The organism is Paraburkholderia hospita, from assembly GCF_002902965.1.
Lineage (GTDB): Bacteria > Pseudomonadota > Gammaproteobacteria > Burkholderiales > Burkholderiaceae > Paraburkholderia > Paraburkholderia hospita.
In genome coordinates, this window is sequence record NZ_CP026107.1 from 301,808 (window position 1) to 327,305 (window position 25,498).

Annotated in this window: 14 protein-coding genes and 1 pseudogene; 6 read left to right on the forward strand and 9 right to left on the reverse strand. The window is 61.8% G+C overall.

The window, feature by feature from the left end; genetic code table 11:
- Nucleotides 1-897 precede the first annotated feature (897 nt).
- Both C2L64_RS34565 and C2L64_RS34570 read left to right on the forward strand, forming a co-directional pair.
- Complete coding sequence (locus tag C2L64_RS34565; protein WP_007584515.1) at nt 898-9,495, forward strand: GH36-type glycosyl hydrolase domain-containing protein; 8,598 nt, start codon at nt 898-900, stop codon at nt 9,493-9,495.
- A 318-nt stretch (nt 9,496-9,813) separates the two neighbouring features.
- Complete coding sequence (locus C2L64_RS34570) at nt 9,814-10,998, forward strand: DesA family fatty acid desaturase (RefSeq protein WP_420798463.1); 1,185 nt, start codon at nt 9,814-9,816, stop codon at nt 10,996-10,998.
- Between the two features lie 114 nt (nt 10,999-11,112).
- On the opposite strand, the gene C2L64_RS34575 is transcribed toward C2L64_RS34570, so the two are convergent.
- The 6 genes and pseudogenes from C2L64_RS34575 to C2L64_RS56595 all read right to left on the reverse strand — a co-directional run.
- Complete coding sequence (locus tag C2L64_RS34575) at nt 11,113-11,319, reverse strand: hypothetical protein (RefSeq protein ID WP_007584519.1); 207 nt, start codon at nt 11,317-11,319, stop codon at nt 11,113-11,115.
- A 281-nt stretch (nt 11,320-11,600) separates the two neighbouring features.
- A complete protein-coding gene (locus tag C2L64_RS34580) occupies nt 11,601-12,104 on the reverse strand; it encodes a phasin family protein (protein ID WP_007584520.1) in 504 nt (167 codons plus the stop codon).
- Between the two features lie 312 nt (nt 12,105-12,416).
- Complete coding sequence (locus tag C2L64_RS34585; RefSeq protein WP_007738315.1) at nt 12,417-12,671, reverse strand: DUF2513 domain-containing protein; 255 nt, start codon at nt 12,669-12,671, stop codon at nt 12,417-12,419.
- Between the two features lie 624 nt (nt 12,672-13,295).
- Nucleotides 13,296-14,894: a SagB/ThcOx family dehydrogenase gene (locus C2L64_RS34590; RefSeq protein ID WP_007584525.1), complete on the reverse strand. Its 1,599-nt coding sequence runs from the start codon at nt 14,892-14,894 to the stop codon at nt 13,296-13,298.
- Nucleotides 14,895-15,187: 293 nt separating this feature from the next.
- A complete protein-coding gene (locus C2L64_RS34595) occupies nt 15,188-16,057 on the reverse strand; it encodes an SHOCT domain-containing protein (protein ID WP_007584526.1) in 870 nt (289 codons plus the stop codon).
- Between the two features lie 252 nt (nt 16,058-16,309).
- A pseudogene (locus C2L64_RS56595) lies at nt 16,310-16,477 on the reverse strand (IS6 family transposase); the annotation flags it as partial.
- 147 nt (nt 16,478-16,624) lie between these two features.
- On the opposite strand from C2L64_RS56595, the gene C2L64_RS56370 reads away from it, so the two are divergent.
- From C2L64_RS56370 to C2L64_RS34610, 3 genes are all read left to right on the forward strand, one after another.
- The gene (locus C2L64_RS56370; protein ID WP_122974766.1) at nt 16,625-17,050 is read left to right on the forward strand and encodes a helix-turn-helix domain-containing protein; all 426 of its coding nucleotides are present in this window, start codon (nt 16,625-16,627) and stop codon (nt 17,048-17,050) included.
- Between the two features lie 320 nt (nt 17,051-17,370).
- Nucleotides 17,371-18,048, forward strand: a complete 678-nt coding sequence (locus C2L64_RS34605) for an alpha/beta hydrolase (RefSeq protein ID WP_007584527.1) — start codon at nt 17,371-17,373, stop codon at nt 18,046-18,048.
- Between the two features lie 53 nt (nt 18,049-18,101).
- Nucleotides 18,102-19,724, forward strand: a complete 1,623-nt coding sequence (locus C2L64_RS34610; RefSeq protein ID WP_007584528.1) for an AAA family ATPase — start codon at nt 18,102-18,104, stop codon at nt 19,722-19,724.
- Between the two features lie 10 nt (nt 19,725-19,734).
- On the opposite strand, the gene C2L64_RS34615 is transcribed toward C2L64_RS34610, so the two are convergent.
- From C2L64_RS34615 to C2L64_RS34625, 3 genes are all read right to left on the reverse strand, one after another.
- A complete protein-coding gene (locus C2L64_RS34615) occupies nt 19,735-20,646 on the reverse strand; it encodes a hypothetical protein (protein ID WP_039900858.1) in 912 nt (303 codons plus the stop codon).
- A 137-nt stretch (nt 20,647-20,783) separates the two neighbouring features.
- Nucleotides 20,784-21,452 carry a ligase-associated DNA damage response endonuclease PdeM gene (pdeM, locus tag C2L64_RS34620; RefSeq protein WP_007584530.1) on the reverse strand — a complete coding sequence of 223 codons (669 nt, stop codon included), beginning with the start codon at nt 21,450-21,452 and terminating at the stop codon, nt 20,784-20,786.
- Nucleotides 21,452-24,130: a ligase-associated DNA damage response DEXH box helicase gene (locus tag C2L64_RS34625; RefSeq protein ID WP_007584531.1), complete on the reverse strand. Its 2,679-nt coding sequence runs from the start codon at nt 24,128-24,130 to the stop codon at nt 21,452-21,454. Before C2L64_RS34625 ends, pdeM begins: the two co-directional genes overlap by 1 nt.
- A 185-nt stretch (nt 24,131-24,315) precedes the next feature.
- Between C2L64_RS34625 and C2L64_RS34630 the strand changes: the two genes are divergently transcribed.
- Nucleotides 24,316-25,491 (forward strand): GGDEF domain-containing protein, encoded by a 1,176-nt coding sequence (locus tag C2L64_RS34630; RefSeq protein WP_039900826.1) that lies wholly within the window; start codon nt 24,316-24,318, stop codon nt 25,489-25,491.
- Nucleotides 25,492-25,498 lie beyond the last annotated feature (7 nt).

A 25,498-nucleotide genomic window follows, 5' to 3' on the forward strand; every position in this document is an offset into this window, starting at 1 on the left:
GTACGGCACCGTACCGACGTCGGGCTCAGTCGCGCGCACCGTGTCCACAGGCGTCTTGCGTCTCGATTGCCGAAGAGTTGGCTTTCGTCCAGCAGGCGATGACAAAGGCCTTTGCAGATTGCGCGAACTTGCGGAGACGGCGCAACAATCCGCAGGCTGAAGTGCTCGAGAGTCAGGCATCGGTTAATCCTGAGCGGGGAGCGACGTATGCGCATCCAGGTCGTTGGCTCAATGGTCGTTGTCCTGGCGTTGCATTCTTCGAACGTATTTGCGGGTGTTGATCAACGCTGTGTATCCGTTCAGAGCAGCATTTGTAATTCAACGTTGGCGCGATGCCAATGCACTCCCATGGGGCGAGGGAACGGGACTGATATCGTAGCCGACCAACAGAGAAGGTGCACCCAGGATTGCCATGAGGCATATCAAAACTGTCTGGCTGACGCAAGCCGTTCGTGTTACAGGTAGTCGGGAGTACGGCGCAGGAGATCATGCAGCTACACAGGAACGCCTGTTTATTCGGCGTGTACGTCGGCCAGACGTGCGGTGTCAGTACCGATGACGGGAAGATCAATAAATCGAAGCTTTCCGCGCGTATTGACACATTCCTGATGTACTGCCGTCGCGGCTTGCGAACCGACGCAAAACGGGTCCGGCAAATGAATGACGCGTCCGGCTCTCCGTTGGGCCGTTTGTGTGTATGCATGCACGCGAGGAAGCACGACTTCCGTTGACACACGTCGGGCTTGATCCCGTTGAAACGGATAAAAGCGACCTTGTGTCGACTGGGTGAGCCATGTGACCACGTCACCGTGGTATGCGGTTTGCCCTTCAAAGGTATCGCGCCGACGGGAATCCCCCCAGTGCGTCGCATTCACCGATGTTGCAGGAAGTACCCCCGTGAACACGTTCCTTCAGTATGTCGCACGATTTCGATCCTGCTCGCCGCCGTGGACGGACACGTCGCCCGTGCGCGACGAACTGTTCAGCGTCGAACGCCTCGAGCAGCATGCGCAGAGCCTCGCCGCCGCACAGTCGGTGACGAACAGGCCACCTGCCGTGCGATCGTTGCACACCCGCCTCAACGACAACGCTGCCGTCCTGCTCGCGGCCTACCGTGCGAGCGCCGCAGAGTTGGAACATGGCGGGAGCGTGGTGCCCGCTGCTGAATGGCTGCTCGACAACTATCACGTTGTCGAGCAGCAGATCCGTGAGATTCGCGACGACCTGCCGCCTGGTTACTATCGTCAGTTGCCTAAGCTGGCTGCGGGGCCGTTCGCCGGCTATCCACGCGTATTCGGTTTGGCATGGGCGTTCGTTGCGCATACAGACAGCCACTTCGACCCGCGTGTGCTGCGACGTTTCATCGACGCATACCAGCGTGTTCAGCCACTCACGATCGGCGAACTGTGGGCGGTGGCCATCACACTGCGCGTCGTCCTGATCGAGAACCTGCGGCGACTCGCTGATCAGATTACGGCAGGTCGGCGCGCACGCGATGACGCCGATGCGCTCACCAGCCGCCTGCTGCAAACGGGAAATGCCCGCACGGCGCTGGAAGCGGATATCTCTACGCGCTCCTCGGGGATGTTATCGGAGCTGTTCGCCGCACAGCTCGCCAAACGGTTGCGCGATCAGGATCCGCGCACGATGCCCGCGCTTGGGTGGCTGGAGGAGCGGCTCAGGCTTCAGGGTGTGTCGGTCGATGAAGTCGTGCAGCATGCACAGCAGCGGCAGGGTGCGTCGAATGTCACCGTGCGCAATGTGATCACCAGCATGCGCCTGATGTCTGATATCGACTGGACAGAACTGTTCGAGAGTGTAAGTCTCGTCGATGCACGACTGCGCGCAGGAAGTTCCTTCGGCGCGATGGACTTCCCGACGCGCAATCTGTACCGCAGTGCGATCGAGCAACTGGCGCGCGGCTCGGCCGCCACCGAACTCGAAATCGTCGATCTCGCGCTTCACTCGGCGCAAGCAGCGGTGGCGGAGGCGGGCGATGCCGGGCACACAGGACGTGCCAGCGACCCCGGCTACCACCTGATTGCGGAAGGTCGGCGAACGTTGGAGCAGGCAATCGGATTCCACGCGCCCCTGCGGCTGCGCATTACCCGGTTCAATGTCGGCCTCGGCATGGGTGGCTATGTCGGCATGATCCTGACGTTGGCCGCGACGTTGCTCGCGCTGGCGTCGTGGGTGCTCTGGAGTCAGTCGCCGCGCCATCTCGACGCGTGGCTAGTCGTGTTGTTTGCCCTGTGTGCATTCCTGCCCTTCACCGAGATCGCAACCGCGCTTGTCAACCGCGCGGTGACGTGGAGTTTCGGCGCGGTCATGTTACCGGGACTCGAACTGACCGCAGGTGTGCCGTCGGGGCTGCGGACGTTGGTCGCGGTGCCCTCGCTCCTGAGCAATGAAGCCGACCTGCGCGAGCAGATCGAACGCCTCGAAGTGCATCACCTCGCGGGAGCCGGTGGAGATTTGTCATTCGCGCTACTGGTTGACGGCATCGATGCCGACCAGGAAGTGCGAGACGGTGATGCGCATTTGCTCGCCGTTGCTGCAGACGCGATCGAAGCATTGAACCGCCGTTATGAGCCAGCTCCAGGTGGCAACCGTTTTCTGCTGCTGCACCGCCGCCGCGTATTCAACAGGAGCGAGAACAAATGGATGGGCTGGGAGCGCAAGCGCGGCAAGCTGCACGAACTCAACCGGTTGTTGCGTGGCGCGACGGATACAACTTTCGTCCCTATTGCCGGGCGCCCACCGCAAGTACCATCCGACGTGCGCTACGTCATCACGCTCGATGCCGATACGCGTCTGCCCCGAGACGCCGCGTTGCGGATGATAGGCAAGATGGCGCATCCGCTGAACCGGCCAACCTTCAGTGCCGTCGAACAACGCGTCGTCAACGGCTATGCGATTCTTCAGCCTCGCGTCACGCCTTCGCTGCCCGTCGGCGAGGAAGGTTCACTGTATCAGCGTGTCTTCTCCGGTCCCGGCGGGATGGACCCGTATGCGGCAGCCGTCTCCGACGTCTATCAGGACCTGTTCGGCGAGGGTTCCTTTACAGGGAAAGGCATCTACGACGTGGATGCATTCGAAGCAGCATTGCATGGCCGCGTGCCTGAAAATACGCTGCTCAGTCACGATCTGTTCGAGGGGGTTTTCGCGCGCTCCGGGCTGGCATCGGATATCGAGGTTGTGGAGGAAGTGCCGTCGCGTTATGACGTTACGGCCAAACGTCAACATCGGTGGACCCGTGGCGACTGGCAGTTGCTGCCGTGGATCGTTGGGCATCGAGGCCATGACCGCCTTGCCATGCCGGTGGTCGGTCGCTTCAAGATGCTCGACAATCTGCGGCGCTCGCTGCTGGCACCGCTCATGGTTGCCACGCTCGGCCTGTGCTGGTTGATGCCGATTCGCGCCGGCATAGCGGGCGCGTTGCTGATGTTCGCCACGCTCGCCATTCCCGCTTTCTTGCCGCCCCTATTGGCGATCGTGCCGAGGCATACCGGTATCCGGCTGCGTAATCACCTCGACGTGCTGGGCGGCGACCTGCGGCTCGCGACATGGCAAACCTTTCTTTCGGTCGCGTTCCTTGTCGACCACGCGTGGCGCATGGGCGATGCGATCGTCCGGACGCTTGTGCGGCTGTACGTCACGCATCGACGGTTACTCGAATGGACGACGGCGGCGCAGTCCAAGGGCAGCCCTCGTCTTGATCTGCACGGCTTTTATCGGCAGATGGCGGGCGGCACCGCGCTTGGGCTTGCGCTGTCTATCGGTACGCTTGCATTCTCGCCCTCGCGGTGGCCGCTCGTTTTGCCGTTCACGTTGTTATGGCTGGCCGCGCCAGCGCTTGCGATGTGGGCAAGCCGCTCGCCGACGGTCGGGCAGCGTCTCGCGATGTCGGACTCAGACGCCCGCGATTTGCGCCTGATCGCGCGCCGCACGTGGCGTTTCTTCGAAACCTTTGTCACGCCCGCAGAAAACATGCTGCCGCCGGACAATTTCCAGGAAGATCCGAAGCCCGTCGTCGCGCACCGCACTTCGCCAACCAATCTAGGGTTGTATTTGCTGTCGGCAGTCGCCGCGCGCGATTTCGGCTGGGCGGGGACGATTGAAACCGTCGAACGACTGGAGGCCGCGTTTGCTTCGCTTGAAAAGCTCCCGCGCTTCAAGGGCCATTTCTATAACTGGTATGGCACACAGGACCTGCGGGCGTTGGCCCCTGCGTACGTTTCATCGGTCGATAGCGGCAATCTCGCCGGGCATTTGATCGTACTCGCCAACGCGTGCGAAGAATGGGTGCAAACAGCGCTCGCACCCTCTGTCCGATCCGGGATACTCGATAACCTGCAACTGGCGCTCGAGGCTGTGGCCGCGCTGCCTGCTGCCAACGGAGAGCGTGGCAGACAGCTTGCCGCGACCCTCGAAGAAATCCATGCACAACTGCGCGGTCCGCAGACGTATCGCGCGCTTTCGGGGTCGCTGGCGCGGCTGGCGAAAAAGGCAGCGGAGGCGACGCGCGCCATCGTGCCCGCCGATGGCGACGATAGTAGTGCAGACCTGACGTTCTGGATCGAAGCCTTGCGGCGAAGCATTTTCGAACACAGCCGCGACGTGCGGCAACTCGCCACTGTGCCGTATCTTCTGCAAGCACGGTTGACCTCGCTAGCCGACGCCTCGCGTGCACTTGCGCTCGGTATGGACTTCACATTTCTGCTCGATCCGGAACGTAAGCTGTTGTCGATTGGTTACTCGCAGTCGGATAACAGCCTCGACGCGAATTGCTACGATCTGCTCGCGTCCGAAGCCAGGCTTGCCAGTCTGTTTGCAATCGCGAAGGGCGATGTGACCACGCGTCACTGGTTCCGCCTCGGGCGTTCGGCCACACCAATCGGCAATGCATCCGCGCTGATTTCATGGTCGGGGTCGATGTTCGAGTACCTGATGCCGTCGCTGGTGGCGCGCGAACCCGTCGGCAGTCTGCTGGAACAGACGAACCGGCTGGTGGTGGAGCGGCAGAGATCGTATGGACGATCGCTTGGCATTCCATGGGGCGTCTCGGAATCTGCTTACGAAGCTCGCGACATCGAATTCACTTACCAGTACTCGAGCTTTGGCGTGCCTGGCCTCGGCCTCAAACGCGGACTGTCCGAAAACCGGGTAATCGCACCCTACGCAACGGGACTGGCGACGATGGTTGCGCCGCAGGCCGCCCGCGAAAACTACGTGCGACTCGCCGCGCTGGGCGCACTGGGCCGCTACGGGTACTACGAAGCGCTCGATTTCACCCGCGCGCGTCTGGCCGAAGGGCAGAGCTTCGCGCTTGTCCGCGGCTTCATGGCTCATCACCAGGGCATGACGATCGTTGCAATTGCAAACACCTTGCTCGATGGGGTGATGCGTACACGCTTTCATCGTGAACCGATGATCCAGGCGAGCGAACTGCTATTGCAGGAGCGCATGCCGCGCAACGTCGCGGTGGCGCATCCGCGTGCCGAAGAGGTGAGCACGTCGGCCGCCGAAGCAGGGACCGCGCCGTCGACGGTACGTCGCGTCATGGAGCCCGCGTCCGCTGGCGGAGCGCCGATTACACATCTGCTGTCGAATGGAAGGTACGCCGTGATGCTGACGGCGACAGGCGCCGGCTACAGCCGCTGGCGTGACGTGGCTATCACGCGCTGGCGCGAAGACGCGACGCGTGACAACTGGGGGACGTTCATTTTCCTGCGCGACATGTCCAGTGGACGGGTGTGGTCCGCCAGTGCACGGCCGCTCGCTGGCGAACCCGAAACGAGCGGCGTCGTGTTCGGTGAAGATCGCGCTGAGTTTACCCGTGACGACGGATCTCTCACGACCAGCATGGATGTCCTCGTATCGGGTGAGGCGGACGGCGAAGTCCGTCGTGTCTCGCTCGCAAACAGCGGGCGCAGCGTTCGGGATATCGAGCTGACTTCGTATGCCGAACTCGCATTGGGCGCGCAGGCTGCAGATATCGCGCATCCCGCTTTTTCGCGCATGTTCGTGCAGACCGAGCATCTTGCCGAATTCGGGGCGCTGGTGGCGACGCGTCGTCCGCGTTCACATGACGATCCGCAGATCTGGGCCGCTCATTTCGCGGTTGTCGAGGGTGAGATAGTCGCCGAACCGCAATACGAAACGGATCGCATGCGCTTTCTGGGCAGGGGGCGCAATACGCGCACGGCTACCTCGATAGTTGACGATCAGGCGCTCTCCAATACGACGGGAACGGTGCTCGATCCTGTCTTTGCGCTTCGGTATCGTCTGCTGGTGCCGCCGGGCAAGATTGCGCGTGTCACGTTCTGGACGATGGTGGCCACCTCACGCGCGCAGTTGCTCGATCTCATCGATCAGCACCACGACCGCAATGCATTCGACCGTGCCAAGACGCTCGCTTGGACGCAGGCTCAGGTGCAATTGCGTTATCTGGGCATCGAGGCGGAGCAGGCGGCGGACTTCCAGCGGCTCGCCGCGCCGATTGTCTATGCCGACGCGCGCTTCAGGGCACAGCCGGACGCAATCGTTCGCGGAGGCGGCACGCAGGCGGGCTTGTGGCCGCTGGGGATTTCGGGCGACTTGCCGATCGTGCTGCTCCGTATCGGCGACCTCGAAGATATCGCGCAGGTCCGGCAGTTGTTGAAGGCGCACGAATACTGGCGGATGAAGCGGCTGGCCGTCGACCTCGTGATCGTCAACGAGCGGGCCTCGTCATACATTCAGGCATTGCAGGAGGCGATCGAAACGGCCGTGCGCAGCAGCCAGTCACGTCCGCGTTTCGACGATGAACTCGCGCAGGGGGCGATCTATACGTTGCGTGCGGATCTGATGAGCGTGGAGTCGAGGACGCTCCTGCAATCGGTCGCGCGCGTGGCGCTGATCGCACGCCGAGGGTCGATTGCCGCACAGGTCGGGACGCTGTTGAAAACGGTAGGGCAGCCGTCGTCACCGCGCCGGAGGAAGCCGTCGCTTCTGTCGCTGTGGCCAGCGCCTCCGGATCAGTCTGACGTGCCGCCTTCAGTGACAGCCGGACTGGAATTTTTCAACGGCCTGGGCGGCTTCGATAAAAACGGTTCTGAATACGTGATCGTGCTGGGGGCGGGCGCCGCCACGCCTGCGCCGTGGATCAACGTGATTGCCAATCCCCGTTTCGGCTTTCAGGTCGCGGCGGAAGGCAGCGGCTATACGTGGGCTGAAAGCAGTCGTGAGAACCAGCTCACATCATGGTCGAACGATCCCGTCGAAGACCCCGCCACTGAAGCCCTTTACGTGCGGGATGAAGCGACGGGCGATATCTGGACGCCCACCGCGCTGCCGATCCGCGACGGCGGAATATACGTCGCGCGTCATGGCCACGGCTACAGCCGTTTCGAACACAGCGCGAACGGTATCGCAATCGAGCTGCTGCAGTACGTACCGCTTGCCGACCCGCTGAAGATTTCCCGTCTGACGTTGCGCAATCTGTCGGGCGTCGCACGCCGGCTCTCTGTGACGGCGTGGACCGAATGGGTGCTCGGCACGTCGCGAGGCGCGTCGGCGCCGTTCATCGTGACGGAGATCGACCCGGTTACGGGCGCGATACTCGCCCGCAATCCATGGAATATTGCGTTCGGCACGCGCGTCGCGTTCGCCGACCTCGGCGGCCGGCAAACAGCGTGGACAGCTGATCGCACCGAATTCCTCGGGCGTAACGGCGAAGCCGCCGCGCCCGCGGCGCTGACCGGCCATGTCCCGTTATCCGGCGCGATGGGCGCGGGGCTCGATCCGTGCGCGGCTTTGCAGACTTTCGTCGATCTGGACGCGGGCGAGGTCATTGAGATGGTTGCATTCGTCGGCCAATGCGCATCCGTCGATGATGCACGGGCACTGATCGAACGCTATCGCAGTGCGAATCTCGATGCCGTACTCGCCGAGGTGACACACCACTGGCGCAGCGTGCTCGGCGCCGTTCAGGTGAAGACGCCCGACCGGGCCATGGATCTGATGCTGAACGGCTGGCTGTTGTACCAGACGCTTGCGTGCCGTGTCGAGGCACGCGCGGCCTTCTATCAGGCGAGCGGCGCTTACGGGTTCCGTGATCAGTTGCAGGACACTATGGCGCTGACGCACGTGCGGCCCGACGAAACGCGGCGGCACCTGCTGCGCGCCGCGTCGAGGCAATTCGGCGAGGGAGACGTCCAGCATTGGTGGCTGCCGCATTCCGGGCAGGGAGTGCGCACCCGGGTCTCCGATGATCGCGTGTGGCTCGCATACGCGGTCGCGACGTACATCGGCTGCACGAGCGATGACGCGGTTCTCGACGAGATCGTGCCGTTCCTCGACGGGCCGCTGCTGCAACCCGACGAACACGATGCATTCTTCCAGCCCATGATCGCGGAAAAATCCGCATCGCTGTTTGAGCATTGTGCGCGCGGTCTCGATCAGTGCATCGAATTGACGGGGGAACATGGCTTACCGCTAATCGGCACGGGGGACTGGAATGACGGGATGAACCGCGTCGGCGCAAACGGCAAGGGAGAGAGTGTGTGGCTCGGCTGGCTGTTCCTGCGCACGATCGAGCTGTTCGCACCGTTGGCCGAATCGCGCGATGCGCAGCGTGTCGCGCGCTGGCGCGGCCATGCGACGTCGGTGCGCGATGCGCTTGAGCGTGAGGCCTGGGACGGCGAGTGGTACCGTCGTGCGACGTTCGACGACGGCAGCTGGCTCGGCTCGAATAGCGACGTAGAGTGCAGGATCGATTCGATTACCCAGTCGTGGGCTGTCTTGTCAGAGGCGGCGGATCCGATACGCGCCGCACAGGCGATGGCTTCGCTGGAGAAACATCTTATCCGGCCCGAGGACGGAATCGCGTTGCTGTTCACGCCACCATTCGATAAAACGTCGCAGGACCCGGGTTATATCAGGGGCTATCCGCCGGGGCTGCGCGAGAACGGCGGCCAATATAGTCATGCCGCCATGTGGGCAATTCTCGCATTTGTGAAACTGGGCGACGGTAACAGGGCCACAGAGCTGTTTTCGCTTTTGAATCCCGTCAATCATGCGCGCACGCCAACCGAGGTTGAGCGCTACAAGGTCGAGCCCTACGTCGTCGCGGCCGATGTCTATTCCGTGGCGCCTCATGTTGGGCGCGGCGGTTGGACCTGGTATACGGGGTCGGCGGGATGGATGTACCGGGCGGGCGTCGAAGGCATTCTGGGGATTCGCAGGGAAGGGGATTTTCTGGTGGTTGACCCGTGTATTCCCGACGCGTGGCCGGGCTTTGAAGCAACGGTCAACATACGCTCGACGCGCTATGAGATCCGCGTGGAGTCCACCTCAGAGGCCCGCACGATGCATGCCGTTCTTGACGGCAGGAGCGTCGATTGCGGTGCTGAAGGTGTGCGTGTACCGCTCGATGCTGGCGTACACAGGCTGTCCATTTCACTGCGTTTGGCAGTCGATGTCGAGGTCAACTCGCGTGAGCCGGCCACGTAAAGCGGCGGCTCTTTAGCGGATCTCCATTCAAAACCCAGTCGTGGGTTTAGATGCAGCGGCGAAGCCGCGCGTGCAACATTCGCCTCAAGGCGTTGAAGCTGGCGAAAGCACCGGTCATCCCGTACGGCGTCCGTCTCGTCGCGGGCTGCGGCGCTCACAGGCAGGTACGGCACCGTACCGACGTCCGGCACAGGTGCGCGCACATTCTCCATAGGTGTCGTTGTCGAGCCATTGCGTTCCCGGACAGTTCAATCCGCGGGAGCGGGTGTCCGCTGTCAATGTTGCTTCAAACAGAAGGTCCATTTGCTTACTTCCTCATTGACGTTTTTCTCACACGGCCTGCTTTCGCTGCTGTGGTGGCAAATCCTGCTCACGACTCTGCTGCTGACGCACGTCACGATCGTCAGCGTGACGGTCTACCTGCACCGTTGCCAGGCACACCGGGCGCTTGAGTTGCATCCGGTTGCCAGCCATTTCTTCCGTTTCTGGTTGTGGATGACAACAGGCATGGTGACGGGAACGTGGGCTGCCGTCCACCGCAAGCACCACGCGAGGTGCGAGACCGATGAGGATCCACACAGCCCTCAAGTCCGTGGCATCTGGACGGTATTGCTGGGCGGCGCAGAACTGTACCGCGCCGAAGCGAAGAACGAAGAAACGCTACGGAAATTCGGCCACGGCACGCCGAACGACTGGATGGAGCGCAACGTCTATTCGAAGTATCCGAATCTCGGCATCAGTTTGCTCATGGTGATCGACGTAGCGTTGTTCGGCTTCGTCGGTGTCTCGGTCTGGGCCGTCCAGATGATCTGGATCCCGTTCTGGGCAGGCGGTGTGGTTAACGGCGTTGGACATTTTCTGGGCTACCGCAACTTCGCTTCGCCCGATGCGAGTACGAACGTAGTTCCATTGGGCATCCTGATAGGCGGCGAGGAATTTCACAACAACCACCACACCTATGCAACGTCTGCCAGATTCTCGAATAAATGGTTCGAATTCGATATTGGATGGATGTACATCTGCATCCTTTCTTCGCTGGGAATGGCAAAGGTGAAGAAAGTGGCGCCGACGCCGCACCTGGTCAAGAGCAAGACGGTGCTCGATGACGATACGGTTCAAGCCATCCTCCGCAACCGCTATGAGGTGATGGCGCGCTATGCCCGGACGGTCGAACGCGCGTACCGGCAGGAACTCGATCATATGAGACACATTGGTCTATGTGAACGCTTTCTGCTCAAACGGGGAGTAAAAAAATGGTTTGGCGGCGCCTGCGCCGGCGCACACAGCCATCGACGTCAGCAGCGATTGGCTGAGATGTACGACGGTAGCCAGACGCTGCGTATCTACCTGGACCTGCACGATGGCCTGTTGGCAATCTGGGAGCGGTCGAACAGGTCGCGCGAGCAATTGCGATCACAGCTACAGGAATGGTGTCGTCGCGCCGAGCATAGCGGTATCAATCCGCTCAGAGAATTCTCGGTGTGCCTGCGTCAGTACACGTGATGGATAGCAAGGGCGCTTCGCGGAATCGGCTTCACACCTGATGCGCACCACGCAAGATGCATGTCTGTCACAATCGTTCCAGCTCCGCCCATTTTTAAGCGGAGCAATGTTTTTTTATGAATCACTGGCATTGAAGACCGCATAAAGCCGCTTCCTTGCGAGCCGAACCCATTGCTTCTGCGATCCGTATTGGTTCCCTTCCGCGTCTCGCTCTTTGTCTTCCGGGCCCACCCGCATGCCGTCATCCGTCGCATTCTCCGCGGCTTCTCTCAGTCTTCTGCTTTCCGCCAGTTCTTCCGCATTCACCTGGTCATCAATCACTATGCACTCCTATAGTAATAAAAACGGATTCCGCCAACAGGCGGTCGGCATCGCCCCACAGCGGGGACGATGCGACACGACATATCGCAAGTCCGGTCTGGTGCCTGGCGTCCGTCGAGCGCGAGCGGTGTCATCCGTCGTGGCAAAGCAAGCCAAATCGTGACCGAATAAAAAGACGCCGGCGTCTTGCCGGCTTCTTCATCAGGCGGTGAGACCGCCCAACGACCTGCTTGTGCAGGACGTCGTTTTGGTGTTGCGCTTGAGCCGCGCAACGCTATTGCTTACGCGATGTCAGGTACCGGGGTGCCCGGCGTCCGGGTGCCGGCCGCCTGGCTGATGGTTTCCTGCATCATTCCCTGGGCTCGCATCATCCCGCCGATTGCAGACTGCATCGCGGTAGTGGCCGCGTCAGAGCCAAAAGGGGAGATCTGGCCAAAGTTGGCTGCAACCTGCGGCCAGAGGGTGTTGTACTGGTTACGCAGGTCCTCGCCCGCGCGTGTCACTGCGGCCATGAACTGTGAATCGATTTCACGGACATGCGTGGAATACGACAAAGTGTGCTCGACAAATCGCTGAGACAAGGCGACCGCACCAAAGGCGGGCGGCAGTCCTGACTGCTGCGGCGACAGCGCGGCTTGTCCTTCTTCCAGCATCGCCTTTAGTGCTGCGAGATTGAGATGAGTCAGTTTTTGCAGTCGCTCAAATGCTTCGTTCTGCAAGCCGAAAATTCCCGGCAAAGTACGCAGGCCAAAGTCGGCGGATTGCTCAACAGCAGTGGTGTTCAATGAATGCTCCTGATCGACCCGGCACGTACGTCCAAGGGATTTCGGAGGCGAGTGTGTCGCTAATGATCTGCAGGTCGGAGTGACGCGGCATTGTTAATGCCGCGCTGCAACAAAGACCACTGTATACCTTTCCTGCAGGATGTACAGTGATTCCTGAACGCCTATCCGGCCCGATGGAAACGCCAGGTCGTCGTCATTCGATTTTGGTTCTTCACGCATCGGGCGAGTCCGATGCATTGTCATCTTTGGCCTTCAGATCCGTATTGTCTCCGCGAGAACCGACGAGATTTCCCTGGCGCGCAGGCCAGACCTCTAAGTGTCCTCAAAGGCACTCGGGCCCGCGGACTTCAAATACTCGTGGCCATCCCAGCTTAGCCGCCAATCGGTCCCCATCGAGCACACGAGGTTTGCGTCGGCCAGCAGGTTCAGGTGGTACCACACGCCTCGGTTCGAAACATCGAACGTATTCTTGAGCGCGCTCTCAATGTCGAATTCGCTGAGGTGCGGGGACTTGCCTTTCTCAAGAGCAATCAGTATCGCATGTGCCAGATTCATATCACGTTTCACGATCTCCTCCCGTGCTGGATAGGTTCACCCGTCAAGATGGCAAGTCGGCCGCAACCTTCGCGGGATTTATCCCTGTCAAGGAAAACGCTGTGGCCCTCAAGCCCAAAAAGCTGGGTATCGATGATTTCGCATATCTTCAAGTTTCGCGCCGACGCAATAGCAATTTTTCATCTCCGTCAGCAAACTTCGGCGATGGTGTGGATGTCTCGATCGTTCTGACGAAGTCACACTGTCAAAGCATAGGTCGCGTGGAAAGTCGCAAGTCTCTACGGCAAGCTATTTTCTAGTACATCCGCGCCTTTCTATGTCGCCGGTGAATCCGTACGGAGACGGGGGAACCGATGTATGGGGATGCTGACGAATATGGAAGGAACCAATCGTGATACTGCCGCCTGCGATTGCCGAGAACGTTAAGCCGAACGGACCGTATGGGCGGCCGCCAAGCCGTGCGATCTGCAGATTCATATGCGGGGTAGCGAACTGCCGTTGAGGGCGACCTGCGGCGGTCACTGCGGGACCGGGTTGGCGTTAATAAAAAAGATGAGGATCGCGTAAGAAACATTCAGTCGCCGGTTGATCCTGGCGAATGCCGTCTCGCCAGGGGCGGAACGTGGGACGCTCGCTTCAGGGCTGAACCTCATACGGCGGGAATGCAGAGAGGCGTGGATCGTCCACCGCGCCACCGACTGTGAAGTGATACAAGCTCTGCCAGGCGTGATCCTTCACTCCGAGCAGTGTGTGCATTTCGTCGTCAAAAAAGCAACCAACCCCCGTGGCACGCACTCCGGCGGCTTCGGCTTCGAGATACAGAACCTGGCCGAGAATGCCGCATTCCCAGAAGAGGTGGCGATAACGCCATGGTTGCTTCAGGGCGATTTCGAATCTCGCAATCATTCCCAGCGCAAAGCAGGCGTCGGCGGCGATATCCTGGTGGCAGCAGATCAACTTTGCCACGGCGCGCAAATCGTAAGGCAGTAGAAAATAGAGCGGCAGATAGTCCGGCCCGGTCTTCTTCCACAGCCATTCTGGACGCAGAGACTGCCTGAGAGCCGGCAGCGCTCCGGGATTTCTCACGAGCATATACAGACCCGGCTCCAGGCCGTCGACGCGGTGTACAAATAGCGCCGCGTGCACTGCCGCAGGAGATATCAGCGCATTCCACGGCGGCGTGTCGCGACGTGGCAACAGGCACCCCAGCATGCTGAAAAAAGCTGCGCTGGCGATACGCGTCGTACCATCGAAATTCACCGCGCTGCGACGCTGCCGGGCGATCTGGGCAAAGCGGAGATCAAGGGCGGGCTTCGCGGGCGACGGACGCAGTTCCGGATTCGGCGAAGTCGGTTCGGGAGTCCGGGCCTTGTGCGTGGCGCGATGGATCGAATCGATATCCGGCCACTTTACGTGTCCCGAGCTCAGCTGATTCGCGCGTCCGTACCACCGTGCCTTATCCAAAGCGGTCAGCATGCGCTCAAGATCAGGCCGCCATTCAGGATTGCCGATCCAGAGCAAAACGTCCGGCGCCTCTGCTTCGGCGTCCACGAAATCTTTGCTACGGTCCGATCCAAGCAAGTCGGACAATTCATCATCGGCAGCCGCCTCCACCAGCCGCGTCTGCCAGCCGAGCGCAGTCGCTGCGTAACTCAGCGCAGCGATGACATGGCCGCAATCGTGCTGGCAGTAGCGCCAGGCTCGCATACCGTATTTCCACGCTTCGCGCCAGTGGATCGAGCTTATGCCGACCAGGACACCGCTGTCCGAAAACGCCTCCGTCCATCGCAGATCGTCCACTGCGGCGCGATGTTCAAGCGCATGGTCCCGGCTCAGGTAGTGGTAGACCCCGGCGGACAAGCCGGGCAGAGCCGGACACAGAAGATAGCTCTCGGTCGGATGCAGGTTTCCGCTCGAAGGGTTGCAGCGCAGTGCCCACCGCTGGGCGCCATAGGATTTCCACGCCGACAGGCCGAGCGAGAGTTCGAACAGGATTGCCAGACTGGTTAGATCGAATGCGCGCGCGGGCGGCAGGGCACCACAGCGCAACGCGTTGTAGCGTGTAGCCAGTGTGTCCGCGGCTAACGGCAGACCTACGCGCGGTGTGCCGTGAAACACCCGGAACGGATCCGGCTGGGTTGTCCAGTCGAGCGTCCCGGGACCAGGCGCGTAGAAGTTGACGCGGTGCTTGCTGCGTTCGTGATATTCAAGCAGCGCATGCCTTGACTGGTCCATGTTCCCCCCTCAGGCCAGGAATCCCCCCACATGCGGCTGTATGAAACCAGCTGGCTGGACGTTGGGGCGCGCTTCGGCCAACTGCTGTTGCCTTTGGTGGCCACTGTACCGTGGCTGGCACTCGGGTTGTCTCCACGAAAGCCCATGGATGTTTCCAGCGTACAAGTCGCGCTTCAGGCGTCTTCAAAGGCATTCGGGGCTGCAGACGTCAAAAACTCGCGCCCATCACAGGTCAGCCGCCATTCGCTACCTATCGAAATCGTGCCCCGTTGCGCTGCGCGATGACGGGACGCTCACAAACGGCTCAGTAGCTCCGCCTTCTTGGCGGCGAACTCCTCATCGCTGAGAATCCCCTTCGCGTGCAGTGCGGCGAGCTTCTCTATGGTGGCGAACACGTCTGCCTCGCGGGCGACCGACTGAGTGCTGACGGGCTCCTCCTGCATCAGCGGCGACACCGGCTGCGGAACCTCGCCCAACGAAACAACCGGCAGGCTGGCGACAGCAACCAGGCCGTGCTGGCTCGCGAATGTGAGGGACGCGCCGCGGGACTGCTGCTGCGAGAAGCCGCTGATCTGGTGATCGAGCGTATCGTAGACCGTCACCTTGCCGTTCACTTCGATCGCCAGGCGCCGGGGCGGTGCGAAGTAGGCATAGCGGACGTCGTTCTGCGCCCCGGTTGTGTTGGGCCGCCCCAGATCGGCGGGCCACCAGTCGCCCGAGGTGCCGGGCGCAGGCGGAACGAACAGACTCACCGGTCCGACTGGTCCGGCTGCAGTCTGCTGCTGGTTGCTGCCACCGTAGCCAGCGCTCTGCTGTTGTTGCTGGCCGCCGCCGTGGTTGCCCTGCTGGTGGGTACCCTGGTTCTGCGACTGGAAGCTGCCGCTGCGAATCAGGTCGGGCTGGTTTGCCACCAGGCGGGAAAGCTCAGAACAGAGCCCGTCGACCCGGCCCTTCAGGTAGTGGTTGAACATGTCGGAGACCATGGTCATTCCCCCCTGCATCCACTGGCCGGAGCCACCAAATTCAGCGTGATCGAACTGGGCCATGCTGCCGTTACCGCGAATTACAGACTCCAGCATGCTCATCACGGCATCCGTGCCGAACCCATGTCGCTGCGCTACTTCTTCGATCAATTGCTGGCCGGCGGGGGTGAGTTTTCGCATGGTGATCCACTCGTAGTTTCTCGTGTTGCCTCCCGGGATGATGTTACTCCCGGGTAATTGCCACTGCCCGATTAAACACTTTCTGCCTGTCACGACCGTCTCAGTTCGGCCACACCGGCCATTCGCGACGAGCGGGCAACAGCGGGTTGGTCCGCATCGACGGCTAACTGAAAATAGCTTGGGACGGCACTGTCAAGTTGACGAGCGTAGGCTACGTGTTTGTCTAAAGAGCAGTTATCCTTATCAGATAACTCATTCGGCTACGATTGAGACAGCCCAGTCATGCCATGTGGCGAGGCGTTCTTTTATTATGGCGCGATGACGTGCCGCGTTTATCTGATGTATGGGCAACGCGAAGTGCTGCCGGATCGGACCGAAGCATGAGAGAAACGCCTGTGGCAATTCTGCGTCGGGTGCTCCTGCATACTTTCCTGGCCATGTGGTGATAAATCACGCTCGACTGTCATTGCGGAGCGCTGACGAGTCCCATTTCTCCGACGCGCCTCGAATTATGCCTTTCTCCAAAGTCGATGGTTCCGCGAATGCCGATCAAATGCCGCCGCATATATGCACACGATCGCATCGGGGCTCTCGAGTCAATATATCTCCCTGCTAGAACTCGGACGGAACCCGTCCCTCGACACACTCTCATCGATTGCTGCGTTACTGGGATGCAAAGTATCGGACATCAAGCTTGCCGTCAGCTGGATTCGTTCCCTTCCAACCGGAAGAGGAACTCTCAGTGCGTGGACTTCGCTCGCATGGATGGCCGCCTCACGGATTGCGGCACTCAATCGGGCTTGCGGGCATCGAGAACAGAATTGTTTGTTTGTGTACCCATCGGGATCAGATTCCTTTGTTCCGCGATGCCTGCGGAGCCGAAGCGACGGTGATCGGCTGAAAACATCGCTTCGACCGTTCGGGTGCGGTAGATTTTTCAACGCTCGACCTTTGCAATCGTCGGTGCAGCGATGGTTGACAAGGCCAATTTAAAACAAGGAGTTGCGTCTAGGTCAGAACCATTTGTAAGTGTCCGCTAGCATAGTGCTATGCCCATGGGATCAGCCTTATTTGTCTAAATTCGTCACGTCAGATTTGTTTGTTCCGGGTCAGGTTTCGCTTGTCCGTCATCACCAGCGTGGTTCCCAAACTCCCCATCCCCACACCCACGCTTCATGATATATTACATATCAACACACAACAGTCGCTGCCGCTCGCATCATCACCAGCGCCTTAACCGCCTACCCGGCTCATAGCCGCAACTGGCAGGAATACTCATCCGTGCGCGCCACGCGCTCAATACAGGTCCCACCATGTTCGATCCGTCGCTGCTTGGCCGCCTGTCGTTCATTCCCGCCGACGCGGCCAAAGCCCCGTTACCGCCGGGCCGCAACCGGCTCGGCATCGCTGGTGACCGCGACGCCATCCTGTTCGTCCCGTCCGACCTCGACACGCGCGAGCCCGTGCCTCTATTCGTGATGTTCCATGGCGCAGGCGGTTTTCCAGAGAAGGTTCTCCCCTTCATCGAAGAGCACGCCGAGCGCGACAAGTTTCTCGTCCTCGCGCCGCATTCGATGTACGCAACCTGGGACATCGTGATCGGCGGCAGCGGCCCGGACCTGGAGCGGCTCGAACGCGCGCTGGTCGAAGTGACGTCCCGCTACCAGATCGACCATAACCGCCTCGCCTTCGCCGGCTTCTCGGACGGCGCAAGCTACGCACTGTCGATCGGCATCACGAACGGCGATATCGCGAGTCATGTGATTGCGTTCTCTGGCGGCTTCATGTCGGTCTTCACACAGGAAGGCGCGCCCAAGGTTTTCATCGCGCATGGCCTGGCCGACGAACAACTGCCCATCGAGACCAGCGGCCGCGCGAACGCAGCCAAGCTGAAAGCCGTAGGCTATGACGTGCAATACATCGAATTCAACGGACTGCATGCGATCCAGCCTGCCATCACAAGCATGGCGATCGAGTTCTTTCTCAGCTAGCTGGCGCGCTGCCGTCACCCGCGTCGCCGCCACCCTCAGATACGAGTGCGTCTATGGACTTTGAAATACCAGAATCACTGGTGCATCCGCTGCTTGCGATGATCGAATCGGAATCGCCGCTCGCAAGACAGCTCAATCAGCACGGCGCATGTCACGGCAGCATGGTTGTATCGAGCGCGCTGTTCGATTCGAGATCGCTGAATACGCTGTATTCGCTGAGCAAGGCGAACAACGAACGCGCGCTAATGTTCCAGATGCTCGCGCTCGACAACATCTTCAATGCGCCGCAAGCGCGCATCATCCCGGGCCTCGATCAACTCGTGCCGGGCCTGGTTGCGTATCTGTCGCGCGACGCGATCGACGGCTGGCTCTACAGCCGCGCGAAGGACGGCACGTTGCTGCCGTGGCTAGTGCGCCGCATGCGCGTGGTCGAGCCCGAGCAGGGCATGCCGTACGTCGTCGTCGACATGCTGGCGAATACGATGCAGTCCGCGAACTCCGAGCGCACAGAGCATCACATGCGGCACGCCGGCATGACGACGTCGCTGGTGATCAACCGGCACGACATCGTGAACCGCACGATTCCCGAACTGCTCGCCGAGTTCGGCTTCTACAAGGAATGCGCCGAATTCAAGCTCGAATACGAACGGCACGCGCAGCGTTTCCTCGAATTTCAGCCGCGTTTCGGTGCGCAGTTCGTGGTGTCGAAGGCTGCGTATACGATCGATGAAAAAGCCGGCGCCGAGTTGATCCGCATTCCCGAAGGCGTGAGCGCAAAGTGCGTGAACGACGAAGAGACGCTGGAGCGCCGCTTCCTGATGACAGCCGACGCCGAGTTCTGGCGCGACGCGAACATCGACAGCGGCTTCGACAAGGTGCCGCTGCATTGCTACGTGTGCCTGTTTCACATGGAATGGCACCGCGATATCTGGGTGCATGTCCAGCATATGGCGGTATACCGCTATCAGCCGGAACTGCGCGAAAAGCTGGTCCTGCCGTCCAATCACCGCGATCTGATCGACATTCTGACGTCGAAGACGAATGTGTTCGTACAGGACTTCGTGCCGGGCAAATCGGGCGGCACGACGATTCTTTGTCAGGGCGCGCCTGGCTTGGGCAAGACGCTGACCGCGGAGGTCTATTCGGAAGTGGTCGGCAAGCCGTTGTATCGCGTGCATTCGGGGCAGCTTGGGACGACTGCTGCGTCGGTGGGTGCGGCGCTGTCGGGCATCCTGCAGCGCGCGACGCGCTGGGACGCGATCCTGCTGCTCGACGAAGCCGACGTCTACATCCGACGTCGCGACAACGATCTCGAACACAATGCGATCGTCGCTGAGTTCCTTCGCACGCTCGAGTATTTCAACGGCTTGCTGTTCATGACGACCAACCGGATCGACGATGTCGACGACGCCATCCTGTCGCGCTGCATCGCGAAGATTCACTACGCGACGCCGCCGAGAGCCGACGCGATCCGCTTGTGGACACTGCTGGCCGCGCAACTGGGTGCCGACCTCGGCGGTGAGTTGATCGAAGCGCTCACCAACGCGTGGCCGCAATCGAGCGGACGGGACATCAAGGAACTGTTGAAGCTGACTACACGCTATTGCCGCGCGAAAGAGATCCCGCTATCGGAGGATGCGTTCAGGATCTGCGCGACGTTTCGCGGACATGCGTGATGGCGCGCGCTCATGACGTCGTGTCCATCGGATCGTCGGTGGTGTTGTTCGCGGCGTTCGTCTGACGGTTTCTGATGAGTTCGTCGAGCATCGGCTTTCCGTCCATGTTCTGGCGATACCACATGTTCATCATCTGTTGGCCGACCATCGGATCGACGCCTTGGGACGACTTGTGCAAAGTCGCTCCGCGCGCGCTTTCCGAATGAACGTTGGTCTTCGGTAGCGCGACGCCGCCTTTTGCCGGCTCGCCGTGTGCGTTGTACGGAGAGTAGGCGCGCGCCGTCGCATCGAGTAGCGAGTCCATGTTCGCGTGCGCGCTTTTCTCGCCGACGCCGTGCATCTCGCGCAACGACGTGAATGCGCTGTGCGCGGCGGAGTCTCTCGGCTTGTTATGGTTGTCCTTGTCGATCTGGAATTTGTCGTTGCTGAACTGCAAGGTCGGCACGTCGGTTTCACGGACGTTGAACGCGCCGGCAACCGCCGTGGCGCCGCGGCCGAGCACTTTCGCCTCGTCAGATTGCGTGCGGTTGACGGATGAAATCGACGGAGAGTGATCGCCGGCATTCGGCGCGTCTGTTTTCTTGATCAGGTCGCCCGGCTTTGCTGCGCCAAGCGCGCCGATGGGTGAGGCCGACGGGTCGTGCAGCGTTGCCTCGCCGTGCGTTGCGAGTGACTTGCCTTTGCCGCCCGATGCCTTTGCAATGCCGTTTCCGGAGATACCGAACCGGGTCGCTTCCGTATGCCAGTCGGCGGGCGCATCGTTCGTCGACGCGGTCTTCTTCTGCCTCGCGGACGGCGGCATGCCGGGCAACGGGCTGGAGGCACGACGCTTGACACCTGCCGTTGACGGCGTCGGCTGTCTCGGGCCGGCAGTGGACGTTGCGGCGATATGGGACGGCGAACTGCCGTTGACTTTGGGCATGATGAAACGACCTCCCGTGACGATCCGGACATTGAACGTCCGCACAGTCTGGCTCGGAGCGGCGAGTGAAGCCGTCAGCACGCGCATGCATGTCGCGCGATACGAAGCGGTCGGAGCCCTGCGAATACGGGACGCCTCTATCGACGCTCGCGCACCGCAATCACCCGGTTCTGCGCGACCGCATAGATCGCCGCGTCGTTGGCGGACTGGTTCACGACGAAACCGCCTGTGAACGCGCCGAACGCGGGCAGCACACCGCATCGCGCGGCAAAGCGGAAGCAGGGCACGCGCACGGAATCCGCGCGGCTCGCGATCACATAGACGGGATGCTCGTGACCCGCGAGCACGTACGCGCCGTCGATCACCTGCGGGTAATGACACAACGCCCACGGCCCATGCCGCCACGGTTCGAGCACCGTCTCGACACCGAGCGACGGCGGCAGCAGTCCGGCACTCCGATCGTGATTCCCTTCGACCATCACGACACGCATCGACGCATGCCGCGCGCGCCATTCACCGAGCGCCTGCATCGTCGCGCTGCCGAGCGATTCGCGCCCATGCAGCAGATCGCCGAGAAACACGATCGACTCGGGCGCGTGCGCAGCGATCAGCGCATCGAGCCGCGCGAGATCGTCCGCCGTCGCGCCGGCCGGCACGGGCACGCCATGCGCGCGAAACACGGCATCCTTGCCGAAATGCGCATCGGCGATGAACAGGCTCTTCAGTTGCGGATCGAAAGCGGCGCGCTGCGCGGACAATTGCAGCGGATAACCACCTACATCGACGGTCACGGTTTCGAACGTCATCAGCGCGCTGCCTTGTCGAGTTCGGCCAGCATCCGCTCGATGCGGTCCGCGAGCTTTTCGGTGCTGACCTTTTCGCGGATACGCCCGACGATCAGCGGAAACGCGAACGGCGTCGGCTTCTTCGGGTGCGTCAGCGCAAGCTGGCTCGCGCGCATCGCGTCGAGCGCACGCCGGATGCGGTCGAGATCGAGTTCCTGCAACTTCACTTCAGCGTCGGCCTGCGTCAGCAGCAGATTGTCGTTATCGTGCTTGCGAAATACCTCGTAAAACAGACCACTCGACGCCTGCAACTGCCGCGCGCTCTTCTGCTGTCCCGGATGCGCCTGATAGACGAGACCCGCAACGCGCGCGATTTCGCGGAAGCGGCGCATCGCGAGCTCGGAGGCGTTGAGGCTGTCCATGATGTCGTCGGCAAGGCGCGTGGAAGAAAACAGACCTTCGGCAATCAGCGTCGCCCAGTCGAACGGTTGCGACGACAACAGTTCGAAGCCGTAGTCGTTGGCGGAAATCGAGAACGTGCCCGGCCGGTCGCGCGCTGCGCGCCAGCCGAGCAGCGACGCGAGGCCGATATGCGCGACGCGCCCCGCAAACGGATAACAGAAGAAGTGATGGCCTTCGCGTGTCCGCAGTATTTCGGCGACCAACAGTCCCGTTTCCGGCAATGCTGACCAGTTCGCCTGCAACGCCAGCAACGGCCGGATCGCGATCATCTCCGGCTCGACATACACGCCGCGATTGGCTTCGGCGAGCATCTCGAGGGTCGCGTCCGCGAGTTCGGAAGAGAGTGGCATCTTGCTGCCCGCCCATTGCGGCATCGCGCCTCGCGATGAAGTCGCTCGCCGCACATAGGCCGTCATGTCGCGCACGCGCACCAGTTCGAGCGCGCGGCCGCCGAACGTGAACACGTCGCCGGGCTTCAGGCGCGAGATGAACGATTCCTCCATCGATCCGATCCGTCCGCCCGTGAGCCACGCGACGTGCAGCGTCGCGTTGGCGACGATCGTGCCGACGTTGCTGCGATGCCGTCGGATCAGATCGTCGCGCAGCACGCGATACACGCCGTCATCGTCGCGCACGACGCGGTGAAAGTCCGGATACGCGCGCAGCGACGGTCCGCCGCGCTCCACGAACGCAAGCGCCCAGTCGAATTCCTGTTGAGTCAGCTCGCGATACGCGAATGTCGTGCGAACCTCGTCGAACAGTTCGGGCGCCTTGAAGCCGCCGCCGATCGCGACCGTGACGAGATGCTGGACCAGCACGTCGAACGGCTTGCGCGGCGTCTCGCGGCCTTCGATGCGCCGCGCTTCGACGGCACGCCGCGCCGCCGCGGCTTCGACGAGTTCGAGCGCGTGCGTCGGCACGATCGTGATGCGCGACGCGCGGCCCGGCGCATGTCCCGAGCGTCCCGCGCGTTGCATCAGCCGCGCGACGCCTTTGGGCGAGCCGATCTGGAACACGCGCTCGACGGGCAGAAAGTCGACGCCGAGATCGAGACTCGATGTGCAGACGACGGCCTTTAGCTTGCCCGTCTTCAGGCCATCCTCGACCCATTCGCGCACTTCCTGTGCAAGCGAGCCGTGATGAAGCGCAATCAGCCCGGCCCAGTCGGGACGCAAATCGAGCAGCGCCTGATACCAGATTTCAGCCTGCGAGCGCGTATTCGTGAACACGAGCGAGGTGCGTGCTTCGTCGATGCCCTCGGCGACGGGCCCGACCTGACGCGTGCCGAGATGGCCGCCCCACGGAAAGCGTTCGATCGTCGCGGGAATCAGCGTGTCGATGATGAGCGTCTTCGGCTGCATGCCGCTCACCGACACGCGAGGCGTGCGAACGGGCGCAAGCAGCACGTCGGCGGCAAACGGGAGATTGCCGAGCGTCGCCGACAGTCCCCATACCTGAAGATCCGCGCGCCAGCGCGCGAGATGCGCGATCGCAAGTTGCGTCTGCGTGCCGCGTTTGTTGCCGAGCAGTTCATGCCATTCATCGACGACGACGAGGCGCACATGCTTCAGTGCTTCGTGGGCATCGCTGCGCGTGAGCATCAGCGACAGGCTTTCGGGCGTCGTGACGAGCGCGCTCGGCATGCGTCGGCTCTGGCGGGCGCGCTCCGTCGAACTGGTGTCGCCCGTGCGCAGGCCGATCGTCCACGGCACGGCGAGTTCGCGTGCGGCGCTTTGCAAGGCACGAGCAGTGTCGGCGGCGAGCGCGCGCATCGGCGTGATCCACAGCACCGTAAGCGGGTCCGCGAGCGCGCGCGGCATGTGATCGCCGAATGCGCCCATCGCGCCGAACCAGACGGCCCATGTCTTGCCCGCGCCCGTCGTCGCGTGCAGCAGTCCACTCGAACCCGCCGCAATCTCGCGCCAGACTTCACGCTGAAAATCGAATGGCTGCCATTCGTGCGCGTCGAACCAGTGCTGGGTGCGGACGTCGAACGGCTCCTGTGCCTTGTCGGGGTCGGGCGCGTAGGCGGCGGGTGTGAATGCGTCCGGCGCGGGCGCGGCGCGCCTGGTCGGAATGCGGCGAGGCCGGGGCGCGCGGCGTCGCGTTGCCGGGCTGGCTGCATCGTCGATGCCGGATGCATCGGCGGGATCGCGATCAGGATCTGAGGCAGGATCAGAGACCGCGTCGGCTGCGGACTGCGTGGCGTTGCGCTCGGGATCGATCGGATCGGTCATAGGGTGACATAAATCGCGGACGCCCGATGGCGTCCGTTGCCGGACGGTATGCATCACACAGCATGGCGCATGCCCACGTTGACAACGGTAATGAAGCCCTGCCTGACGATCATGATGTAGCCTTATTTTCAGCGTAAAATGCCACTGCCGCCGCCATGTACCGGCGTAGTGCCCTTACGTCAGCGATGCATGTCGATCTTAATACGCTTTATCTCCTTCTAATCGGGACTCTCCTCGCCAGTGCGTTGATGACGCTCTGGGAGCGACGCGTTCACCCGAAGCGCAGCAGGGAACTGGGAATATTGGCAGCGGGATTCGCCACGCTGGCCATCGGCTGCGCGGCGGCTTCCTGGCGTCGCGAGCTTCCCGGCGCGCTCGGCTCCGCGCTGAGCAATCTCGTCATTGTTAGCGGTTATCTGCTGGTTCTGCATGGCGTGGCCGCGCTGAACGGCCGCAAGCATGTGCGCCTTTCGCTCGCCGTGCTCGTGCTGCTTGCGCTTGCGTGGGTCATTGCCGGCGCGAAATGGCAGGACGTGATGTGGATGTATCCGAGCGCGATTCCGATCTCGGTTGCCTCCGGCATGACGGCGTTCGAACTGGCGCGCGGCGACTGCAGGAAGCGCCTGCAGGGGCAGCAGATCGCGATGCTGGTGTCGGGCGCGCATGCCGTCTTGTACGCATTCAGGGCGTTGATCCTGCCCTGGCTCGTCGCGAAGTTCGGGTTCGACTTCCTGATGACCGCGAGCAAGATCACGATGTATGAGGGCGTGCTGTATTCCGTCGTTCTCCCCATGACCTTGCTGCGGTTGGTGCGCGACGAATCGCACGGGCAACTGCTGCAGCAATCGCAGACGGATTTTTTGACGGGCCTTGGCAATCGTCGATGGTTCTTTGAGCAGGGCGCGCGCATGATCCGTGACGGCGGCGCGACGCGGCCCGTTTCGCTGCTCGCCATCGACCTCGACCACTTCAAGAAGATCAACGATCGCTACGGCCACGAGACGGGCGACCGCGTGCTGACATCGTTCGCCGACATTGCCCGCAGCGTGCTGGGCGCCGACGTGCTGCTGGCGCGCATCGGCGGCGAGGAGTTCGCGGCCCTGTTGCCCGGTCACGATTTGTCGCATGCGAAAGCGGCGGGCGAAGCGCTCGTCGAATCGTTCGGCGAGACCATCACGCTCAATGCCAGCGGCGCGGGCATCCAGGCCACCGTCAGCATCGGCGCGGCGCAAGCCGGCAGCGATGGCACCACCCTGGGCGATCTGCTCGCCGCCGCAGACCAGGCGTTGTATCGCGCGAAATCGCTGGGCGGCAACCGGCTCGAAGAGGCGCGTGCCGACGCGCGCTCGGCAGCGGCTTGATCGGCGG

Coding starts and splice junctions, on each gene's coding strand:
- C2L64_RS34590 (WP_007584525.1), bottom strand. CDS start 14,894: ATGGACCAGTCAAGGCATGCGCTGCTTGAATATCACGAACGCAGCAAG.
- C2L64_RS34595 (WP_007584526.1), bottom strand. CDS start 16,057: ATGCGAAAACTCACCCCCGCCGGCCAGCAATTGATCGAAGAAGTAGCG.
- C2L64_RS56370 (WP_122974766.1), top strand. CDS start 16,625: ATGCACACGATCGCATCGGGGCTCTCGAGTCAATATATCTCCCTGCTA.
- C2L64_RS34605 (WP_007584527.1), top strand. CDS start 17,371: ATGTTCGATCCGTCGCTGCTTGGCCGCCTGTCGTTCATTCCCGCCGAC.
- C2L64_RS34610 (WP_007584528.1), top strand. CDS start 18,102: ATGGACTTTGAAATACCAGAATCACTGGTGCATCCGCTGCTTGCGATG.
- C2L64_RS34615 (WP_039900858.1), bottom strand. CDS start 20,646: ATGCCCAAAGTCAACGGCAGTTCGCCGTCCCATATCGCCGCAACGTCC.
- pdeM (WP_007584530.1), bottom strand. CDS start 21,452: ATGACGTTCGAAACCGTGACCGTCGATGTAGGTGGTTATCCGCTGCAA.
- C2L64_RS34625 (WP_007584531.1), bottom strand. CDS start 24,130: ATGACCGATCCGATCGATCCCGAGCGCAACGCCACGCAGTCCGCAGCC.
- C2L64_RS34630 (WP_039900826.1), top strand. CDS start 24,316: ATGCATGTCGATCTTAATACGCTTTATCTCCTTCTAATCGGGACTCTC.